10 protein-coding genes are annotated in these 10,016 nt (G+C 61.7%); 6 read left to right on the forward strand and 4 right to left on the reverse strand.

Going from position 1 to position 10,016, the window contains the following annotated elements; translation table 11 throughout:
- The first annotated feature begins 351 nt into the window (after nucleotides 1-351).
- The 4 genes from AC0QUY_RS41400 to AC0QUY_RS41415 all read left to right on the forward strand — a co-directional run bounded on the left by AC0QUY_RS41400 (nucleotide 352) and on the right by AC0QUY_RS41415 (nucleotide 3,174).
- Nucleotides 352-921 carry a hypothetical protein gene (locus tag AC0QUY_RS41400; protein WP_475391638.1) on the forward strand — a complete coding sequence of 190 codons (570 nt, stop codon included), beginning with the start codon at nucleotides 352-354 and terminating at the stop codon, nucleotides 919-921.
- A 174-nt stretch (nucleotides 922-1,095) separates the two neighbouring features.
- Entirely contained in the window at nucleotides 1,096-1,638 is a 543-nt protein-coding gene (locus AC0QUY_RS41405) for a DUF2846 domain-containing protein (RefSeq protein ID WP_475391640.1), read from the forward strand.
- A gap of 299 nt (nucleotides 1,639-1,937) precedes the next feature.
- A complete protein-coding gene (locus AC0QUY_RS41410) occupies nucleotides 1,938-2,741 on the forward strand; it encodes a transglycosylase SLT domain-containing protein (RefSeq protein WP_475391642.1) in 804 nt (267 codons plus the stop codon).
- Between the two features lie 283 nt (nucleotides 2,742-3,024).
- Entirely contained in the window at nucleotides 3,025-3,174 is a 150-nt protein-coding gene (locus AC0QUY_RS41415; protein ID WP_475391644.1) for a hypothetical protein, read from the forward strand.
- Nucleotides 3,175-3,329: 155 nt separating this feature from the next.
- Here the strand turns inward: AC0QUY_RS41415 and AC0QUY_RS41420 are convergent, their stop codons facing one another.
- Nucleotides 3,330-4,304, reverse strand: coding sequence for a tripartite tricarboxylate transporter substrate binding protein (locus AC0QUY_RS41420; protein ID WP_475391646.1), 975 nt, complete (start codon nucleotides 4,302-4,304; stop codon nucleotides 3,330-3,332).
- Between the two features lie 303 nt (nucleotides 4,305-4,607).
- Here AC0QUY_RS41420 and AC0QUY_RS41425 point away from each other — a divergent pair, with 303 nt between their 5' ends.
- Nucleotides 4,608-5,786 carry a BA14K family protein gene (locus tag AC0QUY_RS41425; RefSeq protein ID WP_475391648.1) on the forward strand — a complete coding sequence of 393 codons (1,179 nt, stop codon included), beginning with the start codon at nucleotides 4,608-4,610 and terminating at the stop codon, nucleotides 5,784-5,786.
- An 11-nt stretch (nucleotides 5,787-5,797) separates the two neighbouring features.
- On the opposite strand, the gene AC0QUY_RS41430 is transcribed toward AC0QUY_RS41425, so the two are convergent.
- From AC0QUY_RS41430 to AC0QUY_RS41440, 3 genes are all read right to left on the reverse strand, one after another.
- Nucleotides 5,798-6,097: a cytosolic protein gene (locus AC0QUY_RS41430; RefSeq protein ID WP_161854343.1), complete on the reverse strand. Its 300-nt coding sequence runs from the start codon at nucleotides 6,095-6,097 to the stop codon at nucleotides 5,798-5,800.
- Nucleotides 6,098-6,314: 217 nt separating this feature from the next.
- Nucleotides 6,315-6,674, reverse strand: a complete 360-nt coding sequence (locus AC0QUY_RS41435; RefSeq protein ID WP_475391649.1) for a hypothetical protein — start codon at nucleotides 6,672-6,674, stop codon at nucleotides 6,315-6,317.
- 89 nt (nucleotides 6,675-6,763) lie between these two features.
- Nucleotides 6,764-7,477 carry an ROK family protein gene (locus tag AC0QUY_RS41440; protein WP_161854341.1) on the reverse strand — a complete coding sequence of 238 codons (714 nt, stop codon included), beginning with the start codon at nucleotides 7,475-7,477 and terminating at the stop codon, nucleotides 6,764-6,766.
- A gap of 249 nt (nucleotides 7,478-7,726) precedes the next feature.
- Here AC0QUY_RS41440 and AC0QUY_RS41445 point away from each other — a divergent pair, with 249 nt between their 5' ends.
- The gene (locus tag AC0QUY_RS41445; protein ID WP_475391651.1) at nucleotides 7,727-9,796 is read left to right on the forward strand and encodes an ATP-dependent helicase; all 2,070 of its coding nucleotides are present in this window, start codon (nucleotides 7,727-7,729) and stop codon (nucleotides 9,794-9,796) included.
- Nucleotides 9,797-10,016: the final 220 nt, after the last annotated feature.

The raw sequence follows: 10,016 nt of genomic DNA on the forward strand, positions 1-10,016 counted from the left end.
GACGCTACGAGATCAACCGCTTGCCGCTTGTAGTCGTCCGTAAACGACCGACGTTGACGTCCTTCCATCCGACACCTCCTGGCTCTTCGAGCCTACTACAGGTGTCCATCAATTCGGAGGAGGTTCAGGGCCTATGTCGGAGTTTGTAGGCAACTCTTGAGGGGAGCGCGCCTTGCGTCCCAAGGGGGCAAGTAGCCCGGAAGCGCAGCGACCGTCATCCGGGACCACTCTAACACCGCCCCCGGATATCGCTACGCTTATCCGGGATACGCTCGCTGAAGACATTCGCGATCGTGTCGAATGGTCATCGAGGAAAGAAGCGTCACCAGCCATCAATGTGTCGGAATAGTCATGTTTCAGATTCATAATACGTTTCCAAAGGAAATGGCGGTTATCGGCCGCCTTCTACTCGACTATGGCGAGTTAGAACTGGACCTGATGAACTGCATCCAGGTCGCCCGGAATTACGATTTGAACTCAACTCTGAAGACGATGTTCAGGGTAAGAGGTGAGCTGAACCGCGTGAAGATTGCCGATGCACTTGGCCGAGTCCCCTACACGGCGGTCAACCTTGAGGCCGAGTTCTCGGAGCTGATTGATGCAGTGGACTACTGCCGAAGAGTAAGGAACAAGTACTCCCACGCCTATTGGCACGACCCCGACATGGGTAAGGCGCTTTGCTACGTCTCGCTCGAAGAACTTGCCGAGGATAAGCAGCCTGTCAACGACCTGACGGCTCTCACGTTCTTCTATATCGACGAGGGCCTTCTCCTGCAGCAGGAGTCCTATTTTGAATACGTCCGAGACTTAATTCGGTACATAAACTATGAGGGACGCCTACGAAACAAGCTCATCAAGACAAATATATTCAAGCTTCCTGCAGTCGCGCCGAAACCGGCGCTCTATACTCGCAAGGGCTAGCGAGCGTAGGGCGGACTAGCTGAAGGCTAATCCGCCCTTCTCCACGACCGGGTCGGCGGGTTACGCTTCGCTAACCCGCCCTACCTACTTGATCCCGGTACGATCGACGCTACAACCACGGTGCGAACGATATCTTTGAACCGAAGCGACGGGGGACCGGGCGTGGCGACAGGCATGCGTGATGAGCTATCTCCAGGGATAAGCCTGCTTAAGGTGGCGCTCAAGTCGGCACCTGCGCTTCTCTGCTTAGGCCTGTTGACGGGCTGCGTGGAGACAAAAACCACGACGTACGAGCCGCAGAACCGGGCCTTGGATGCGCGACAGGCGCGGCTCTACTTCATTCGACATCCCAGTACACTGAATGGATTCGGCGCCCCGCCCATCAAGGTCGATGGCAAGCTGGTCGGCGAACTCGGCGCCGGCAGCTACTTCATCACCGACCGGCCGGCAGGAACGCACAAGCTGACGATCATGGATGTCCGAAATCAGGTGTCCTGCGAGAGCGACGTCACCATTGCGCCCGGCATGTCCCATTATTTCGAGTTGGGGCCGCAAGTCCGCACCAACATTGATGCGATCAATGCTGCTACGTCATGGGGAGTTACAGGACGCCCAATCCCGTGCGGATATGCCGAGCTGGCGCGGATGATGTTCTATTCACTCGACGCGACGACAGGCGCCGCCGTCATCGCAAAGCTGAAGGAGCGAAATTCTTAGGTCGTAGGACGCATGGCTCAGCAAGTAGCCCGGATGAGCGCAGCAAGCGTAGGGCGGATTAGCCGAAGGCGTTATCCGCCGTTCTGCGCGACCGAGTCGGCGGGTTACGCTTCGCTAACCCGCCCTACTCACTATTCACTCACCTCATTCACTTACTTCGCCAGCCCGAGCGACTTCAGCGCCTTGCCGTTGTCCTCGTTGTCCGCCTTCATGAACTCCGCGAAGCCAGCCGAATCCAGATAGAAGATCGTCAGCGCGACACGTTTCGTTATTGTGCCCTACTTGCCCGCAAAAGACGCATGTCAAGAAAAAGCAAGAGCTTCCTACGCCTCCGCCGCTGGCGGCGCGGTGCACGGTGGGCGCGACGGAAGCTCGCGAGAGCACCGCGGGCGGTTCGGATCGTTGGCGTCGTGGCGATCCTGCTTGTGCTCGTCGCGCTGACGAACCTTGTCTATCAGGTGATCCGCAAGCCGACTGAGCTGTTTGCCTTCGTTGGCGATGCGCTCGACAAGGAGCCGGCCGAGACGTGGCGGCAATACGGGCCGCTCTTCCGCGCCTATTCCACCAGTACGATCACGCCCGAATTGCTGGCCGCGCTGGCGCAGGTCGAGAGTTCAGGCAACCCGGTGGCGCGCACCTACTGGCGCTGGCGACTAAGCCTGAATCCTTTCGCGATTTACCAGCCCGCCTCCAGCGCCGTCGGCCTCTTCCAGATGACCGATGCTGCCTACGCCGAGGCCGCGCGGTCCTGTGTCCGAGAGAATGCGGTCACAAATACCGGCTGCGGGTTCACCAGCCTCACTATCCGCGTGATCCCGAGCCATGCCATTGAGCTCGCGTCCGTGTATCTGGCTCGCAATGTCGCGGCGGTTCTCGCCCGCGTCCCCGATGTGCCGGCAAGCCTGCAGCAGAAGCAGGATCTCGCCGCGTTTATCCATCTTTGCGGCGGGGGTCCCGCCACAGCCTTCGCGCGCCGCAACTTTCAAATGATGCCCGACGAGCGGTGCGGCGATCATCTCGTCACAGCCTATATCGTCAAGGTCAATGCGATGAAGCGGCAGTTCAAGCGCCTGGCGGCGGCCGACGGCGGGTTCCAGAATTAACCTGCAGAGCGCACATCAAGCTTAACGCGCGAGTTTGGTTGCTACACTACGCAAGCCGAATAGATTCCGATCACCGGACGATTTCCCCCAAGTCATCCGGGTCCACGCCAGCGAAGCCGCCAGGCGAATCGCCCTCTGCCTGGCGGCTTAGTTTTCGGCTCTCGGCGGGTGTAGCTCAATGGTGGAGCGTTGGGTTCCAAGCCAAAGAGGCCGGTTCGATTTCGTGCTTCCCGCTCCTCATCCCCGAATGCGTTCAATGCGATTTATTCAGTGGGAGATGCTTATGCCTATGTCGCGCAAGCCCATTAGCGAAGTCGTTCTGGAGATCACTGACATCACCTCTCGACCTGTCATGGCAGAGAAACAACAAGCCGACAGCTACGCCCTCAAAGTAAAGGCAGCGATGACACGACTGAGCGAGAGTAAAGGCTAGCCCGCAAGGACGATTAGCCCAAAACATAATCCGCCATTCCGCGCGAACCGAGTCGGCAGCAAGTAGCCCGGATGGAGCGCAGCGCAATCCGGGACCACTCTAACACCGCCCCGGATTTCGCTTCGCTCCATCCGGGCTACCCTCACATCATCCACTCACTTCGCCAGCCCGAGCGACTTCAGCGCCTTGCCGTTGTCCTCGTTGTCCGCCTTCATGAACTCCGAAAACTTCGCCGAATCCAGATAGATCATGTCGAAGCCGCGCCGGTTCATGAACTCCTTGAACTCCTCGCTGTCCCAGATCTTCTTGATCGCGGTCTCGTACTGCGCGGCAATCTCCTTCGGCAGGCCCTTGGGCGCCGCAAAGCCGCGCCACACACCCTTGTGCCACTTGTGACCCGTCGCCTCCTCGGTGGTCGGCACATCAGGAAAGTTCGGCGCGCGCTTGGGCGAGAAGAACACGAGGCTGCGGATACGCCCCGCCTTGATCAGCGCCTCGGCTTCCGGCATCGAGCACGCGACGAAGTCGACGCCGCCGGCCGCGAGATCGGTCAGCGCGGTCGCAGCGCCCGTGGACGGTACCCAACGGATCGAGCCGGGCGAAACGCCGTCGGCCTGCATCAGGCCGGCGAGCGCGACATGCCAGCTTCCGCCCTGCCCCGTGCCCGAGGCCACCACCTTGTTCGGGTTCGCCTTGATATGCTCGAACAGCTCCTTGACGGTCTTGTAAGGCGAGTCCGCCTTGACGTGGATCGCGGCGGGGTCCTGGTTGACCAGCGCGATCGGCGTGTACTTCTCCCAGGTGAGATCGGTGAGCCCCACCCAGTGCATCAGGTTGATCTCGAGCGTGATGAGACCGAACGTGTAGCCGTCAGGCGCGGCTGACGCGATCGCCTGGTGGCCGACCACGCCCGACCCGCCCGTGCGGTTCACGACGTTCACCGGCTGCTTGAGATCACGTTCCAGCATGTTGGCGATCTGGCGCGCGACCGCGTCGGTGCCGCCGCCGGCGGCCCATGGCACGATCAGCGTGATCGGCCGCTCCGGGAAGGCCCCTTGCGCGTTTCCGGCGCCGAACAGGCTTGCGGCCGCAAGCGCCGCAAGGGCAAGATTTCTGACATGTCGAAACATTCGCAAACCCTCCCGCTTTTGTTTTTTGATGCGCCGGGTGAGACACCGCGACGCTGCGCTTATGCGCTGTCAGCCATTCGGACGGCGGAGCGCTGACATGTCAAGGGAAGCAAACGCAGGGCGGGCTAGCTAGCCAACCTGTCCGCCGTAGCTCGCAGAGCGAAGGCGGAAGGCGTAATCCGCCATTCCAAGTGACCAAGTCGGCGGGCTACGCGGAGTTTATCATCGGGCGCGCGTTCGCGCGACCCGTTGGCTAACCCGCCCTACTCACTGCGCTCATCCGGGCTGCGCTCGCTACTTTGCATGGGGTTGTTTTCGCGATTTTGTGTCTGGGCCCTGCGGTGCACTGCGGAAGAGTATGTGCACCGCGTCCGGGAGGCGATCGTCAGCAAGCAGCGGCGCGGAGACATCCGGGCCGCGCTCGCCTTGATTGTTGAACGACAAACATCTTCTTACAGTTGCGCCCACCAAAACGCCTTTGCGCTGCCTGGCGCCATGCCTAATGCGCGTGGTGTGGCAGCCGGCACACACTTCGGTCTTAAGCGCGTCGTCGCTCACGAAACGGCCGCGCTGTTCACAGACTTGCCGCAAATGGGTGTGGAACTTTCATGGGGACAATTAGCCGAGTATCAATCCATGCGTTTGTCAGCTCTCACGACTGCCGCCGCCGAGCGCGCCGGCATGCTGTGCTGTGTCTTGTTTATGGTGATGAGCACTCAAGCGCTCGCGCAGACGTCGGCCACGGACAATCCCAGCCCGACCGCAGCGCAACCTTCCGAGCCCGCGCAGGAAAAGCCTCCGGCCGCTGCAGAAGAGAAGCCGCCTGCCGCTGATGACAAGCCCGCCATCGCCGAGCAGACGCCGGCGCCCGCGGAAGAGAAACCGGCCATCGCGCAGGACAAGCCCGCGGCGGTCGAGGAGAAGGCGGCTGCCATGGACGACAAGCCTGCCGTCGTCGAGCAGAAGCCGGCCCCCGCCGAGGAAAAACCAGCCATCGCGCAGGACAAGCCCGCAGCCGTCGAAGAGAAGCCGGCCGCCGCGGACGACAAGCCTGCCATCGTTGAGCAGAAGCCCGCCCCTGCCGAGCCGAAGCCAACGGTGGCGCAGGACAAGCCTGCAGCCGTCGAGGAGAAGGCGGCTGCCGTGGACGACAAAACTGCCACCATAGAGCAGAAGCCGACAGTCCCGGACGCGAAGCCTGCTGATGTCGCACAGAAGCCGGCTCCCGCCGTGGGAGAGCCAGCGGTTGCGCGCGAGAAGCCCGCCTTGAAGCAGAAGTCTGTCGCCAAGCAATCAAAGATCGCTAGCCGCAGCGAAGGGACAGAGCAGAGTAAGTCGCTGCAACCGGTCGGGGCAGCCCACAAGGCAGCCCGCAAGCCGCGCGAGCGGACCCTGGTCATGGTCTGCACCCGCTTCCGCACCTACAATCCCGCGTCCGGGACTTACAGGGGCTACGACGGCCAGACGCATTCCTGCCGATAGGCGAACGTGGGCTACGCTCGCTGTTCTTGCAGGATCGGTGAACCGAGTTCATCGAAACGGAAGAGCTGAAAAATCCGCTGGCCGTTGAAGTCGAGGACCCTCAGATCGTCCGTCTCGTGCAGATTGCTTTCGACCGCTTGAAAATGCCCGCCGTAGCGCTCCTTGGCGAGCGACAAGGGAACCTCAAACGCGACGAACTTGCCGATCCCTTTTTGCTTGAGCACCTCAAGAAGCCTCTGATCGCGTAAGGACTCGTGCGATGTGAGAATGAGCAGCGGACCGCTCGCCGTGAGCAGCAGAAGCGATTTCATCGGATACTCCTTCGCGGTTGGACTGAACTTAGCGAGAAGCCCGGATCAGCGGCTGGTCCGCCGTAGCCCGAAGAGCGCAGGCCGAAGCGACATCCGGGACTACTCCAAGATCGCCCCCCGATTTCGCGGAGCCTGCCATCACTGCGCGAGCGCAATTGCGCTCGTCGTCAGGCGCCCATTCGCGCGGCGCGTTGGCTCTTGCGCCCTGTTGACCTGATCAGCCGCAGTTCCAGATCGGCCCGATCGGCGTCCGCGTCCAGCACGGGCCAAAGCTGCCGCCATTGTAGCGTCCGCCGTAAAAGCCGGGCCGGCCAAAATAGTGCCTGTCGCCATCATACCCGTAGTAACGGGGGACCGGGTCAATGTACCAATGGCGCCGGTCGCGGCGTGCCAAACGCCGCATCGCGTCTTTCTGGGCGTAAAGTGGAAGGCTGTTGTTCAGCGGCTGCTGGTAACCCGGCAGGAAGCCGTAGCCGTGCCAGCGCGGAGCCGGCCGCTTATGCACCGGCGCAGCCAGAGCGGCGACGGACAACAGTGATAGGACGATAGCAGTCAATAGACATACAAGACGGGACATGCGCACATCCTAGACAGCCGGCTGTTGAGAGGCCATTCAAATCCAGGTGCAAAGCTCACGCGTATGCACCAACGCCGGAGACGCATTCTCTATCGCCGTAAGCCGGCCGGTCTGGCCGCCCCCTTCTTCCACAGCCGAAATCCGCCCTCGAACGCGTTGGTGTTGGCGCCGAGGCGGACCTTGCGCGGCAAATGATCGACCTTGTCGGCGTTGCCGCCGCCCAGGATGATGTAATCCGGCTCCAGTGCAGCGAGCAGGCGTTTCAGGACGTCATCGACCGCGCGCTGCCATTTCTTCCTGCCGACGCGCTTCAGCGCCGCGGCGCCGACGCATTGCTCGAACGTCTTGCCATTGCGGTACGGCAGGTGCGCTAGCTCCATCGGCTCCAGAATGCCATCCACGATCATCGCGGAGCCAAGACCCGTTCCGAGCCCTAAGAACAGCATGCGGCCGCCCTGGTAGCTGCCGACCGCCTGCATCAGCGCATCGTTGACGAGTTTCGTCGGGCGGCCAAAGGCCCTTTCGAAATTGAAACCGGCCCAGCCGAGACCGAGATTGTGAGGCTCCGACAACGGCCGGTTGTTGATCACCGGCCCCGGATACCCGATCGAGATGACGTCATAGGACCAGTCTTTCGTCAGCGCCTTGACCTGCCTCACCATAGCTCTCGCAGAGAGATCTGGACCGGACGCAAACGCACGCCTGGTTCGCTCCTTGTCGGTCATGAATTTCACGCGCGAACCACCGATGTCGATCGCCAGGACCGTTTGTCGCGATATCAGCTTGCCCGCCTTCTTCGCCATGAATTCGCGCCCTGCTCGGTCGGATGATCATAACGCCAGCCGACGCTCACCTGAAGCAGGGAGACAGGCTGCACCACAGCTTTGTTCTCCATCCGACTCCAGTTTGTTCGCAAGGAACGAATCGTATCAGCGCAAATCAGCGCGAGCCAATCCTTAACAAGGCGTTTGCTGGACAACGAGACGGGGCGGACATTCGTCATTGCGACCTTCAGCGAATCGGCCGACCTTCGGATCGACATGGGGTGATTCGTGCTCGCTGAAACTACCGATCGATATCTGGAAAGCCTCAATCCGGAGCAGCGCCGGGCCGTCGAGCACGGCATCGCAGCGGATGGAACCATAGGCTCGCCGCTCCTTGTCATTGCCGGCGCCGGATCCGGAAAGACCAACACGCTCGCGCACCGGGTCGCCCACCTCATCATCAGGGGTGCCGACCCGCGCCGCATGCTGCTGATGACGTTTTCGCGCCGTGCCGCCGCCGAGATGACGCAGCGCGTCGAGCGCATCGCGCGCCGCGTGCTCGGCGATAAGGCCGGCATCATGACGGAGGCGCTGACCTGGGCAGGAACCTTCCATGGCATCGGGGCGCGGCTGCTGCGCGAATACGCTGAAAGCATCGGCTTCGATCCGGCCTTCACCATCCACGATCGCGAGGATTCGGCTGATTTGCTCAACCTGGTGCGCCACGAGCTCGGATTTTCAAAGACCGAGAGTCGTTTCCCCACCAAGGGCACATGTCTTGCGATCTATTCCCGTTGCGTGAACGCGCAGATGCCGATCGAGACGGTTCTCGGACAGCATTATCCCTGGTGTTCGGGATGGGCTGATGAGCTCAAGCAATTGTTCGCAAGCTACGTCGAGGCCAAGCAGAAGCAGAACGTCCTCGACTATGACGATCTCTTGTTGTGGTGGGCGCAGATGGTGTCCGAGCCCGCGATCGCGCAGGAGATCGGCGGCCGGTTCGATCATGTCATGGTCGACGAGTATCAGGACACCAATCGGCTTCAGGCGACGATACTGCTGGCGCTGAAGCCGGATGGCCGCGGCCTTACCGTGGTGGGCGACGACGCCCAATCGATCTATTCGTTTCGCGCGGCCACCGTCAAAAACATCCTGGATTTTCCCGATCACTTCAGCCCCAGGGCAGAGATCGTCACGCTCGACCGCAACTATCGCTCCACCCAGCCGGTTCTGGCTGCCGCCAATGGCGTGATTGGGCTTGCCAGAGAACGGTTCACCAAAAATCTCTGGACCGAACGCAGTTCGGCGCAGCTACCGCGCCTGGTCACTGTTCGCGACGAGGCCGACCAGGCGCGCTACGTCGTCGAGCAGGTGCTGTCGAACCGCGAGGAAGGATCGCGGCTCAAGGAACAGGCTGTCTTGTTCCGGACGTCCTCCCACAGCGGCCCGCTGGAAGTCGAGCTGACGCGGCGCAATGTTCCCTTCGTCAAGTTCGGCGGCTTGAAGTTTTTGGACGCCGCCCACGTCAAAGACGTGCTTGCGCTGCTCAAGTTCGTCGAGAACCCCCGGGACCGGGTTGCGGGATTCCGCGTGCTTCATTTGTTGCCCGGCATTGGGCCGGCATCGGCGCAGCGCATTCTCGATCAAACCACTGTCATGGCCGATCCGATCTCCGCGCTCGCGGCGCTTCCAACGCCACCCCGCGCCGGCCAGGATTGGATTTCGTTCGTCGAAACGCTCACCAATATCCGCTATTCGGAATGGCCGGCCGACATCGAGCGTATCAGGCTCTGGTACACCCCGCATCTGGAGCGCATCCACGAGGATGCGGAGGTGCGGCTGGCCGACCTGCTGCAGCTCGAGCAGATCGCTTCGGGCTATCCTTCCCGCGAGCGCTTTCTGACCGAGCTCACGCTCGATCCGCCTGACGCGACCAGCGATCGCTCCGGCCCGCCGCTGCGAGACGAAGACTATCTGATCCTGTCCACGATCCACTCTGCAAAGGGGCAGGAATGGAAGTCCGTGTACGCCTTGAACGTTGTCGACGGCTGCATGCCGTCTGATCTAGGCGCCGGCACAACGGCTGAACTCGAAGAAGAACGACGCCTGCTGTACGTCGCGATGACGCGCGCCAAGGACGATCTGCATCTGATCGTGCCCCAGCGCTTCTTCGTGCACGGTCAGCAGGCACGCGGCGACCGGCACGTCTATGCGTCGCGGACGCGTTTCATACCGGACCACCTGGTTAAGCTGTTCGACCGCCAGACATGGCCAGCGGCGACTTCGGCAGCACGCCCGACGCCAAATCAAAACGTGCAGATCGATATTCGTGAACGCATGCGCGGCATGTGGCGTTAGCCTTTCTCACCTCGCCCACGACGTTGAGAAACGCGCAGCCCGTCAGGCCGCCAGCAGTTCGTCGAGCAAAAGAAAAAGCCCGGCTCAAGGCCGGGCTTTTCGTTCATTGGCGCCTGTCCTGACCGGGGCCTCCGCCACCGCCCGGTCCACCGCCACCGCGCGGAGCGATCTGCGGCGCACCGCCGCCCTGCGGCGTCGCGGGCGCTGCTGCGCGCGGAGC

This window comes from Bradyrhizobium sp. WYCCWR15520 (assembly GCF_056174665.1).

Excerpts from the sequence above, each read along its gene's own strand:
- AC0QUY_RS41400 (WP_475391638.1), top strand. The coding sequence starts at position 352 with ATGTTTCAGATTCATAATACGTTTCCAAAGGAAATGGCGGTTATCGGC.
- AC0QUY_RS41440 (WP_161854341.1), bottom strand. The coding sequence starts at position 7,477 with ATGGCGAAGAAGGCGGGCAAGCTGATATCGCGACAAACGGTCCTGGCG.
- AC0QUY_RS41425 (WP_475391648.1), top strand. The coding sequence starts at position 4,608 with ATGGGGTTGTTTTCGCGATTTTGTGTCTGGGCCCTGCGGTGCACTGCG.
- AC0QUY_RS41430 (WP_161854343.1), bottom strand. The coding sequence starts at position 6,097 with ATGAAATCGCTTCTGCTGCTCACGGCGAGCGGTCCGCTGCTCATTCTC.
- AC0QUY_RS41420 (WP_475391646.1), bottom strand. The coding sequence starts at position 4,304 with ATGTTTCGACATGTCAGAAATCTTGCCCTTGCGGCGCTTGCGGCCGCA.
- AC0QUY_RS41435 (WP_475391649.1), bottom strand. The coding sequence starts at position 6,674 with ATGTCCCGTCTTGTATGTCTATTGACTGCTATCGTCCTATCACTGTTG.
- AC0QUY_RS41415 (WP_475391644.1), top strand. The coding sequence starts at position 3,025 with ATGCCTATGTCGCGCAAGCCCATTAGCGAAGTCGTTCTGGAGATCACT.
- AC0QUY_RS41410 (WP_475391642.1), top strand. The coding sequence starts at position 1,938 with ATGTCAAGAAAAAGCAAGAGCTTCCTACGCCTCCGCCGCTGGCGGCGC.
- AC0QUY_RS41405 (WP_475391640.1), top strand. The coding sequence starts at position 1,096 with ATGCGTGATGAGCTATCTCCAGGGATAAGCCTGCTTAAGGTGGCGCTC.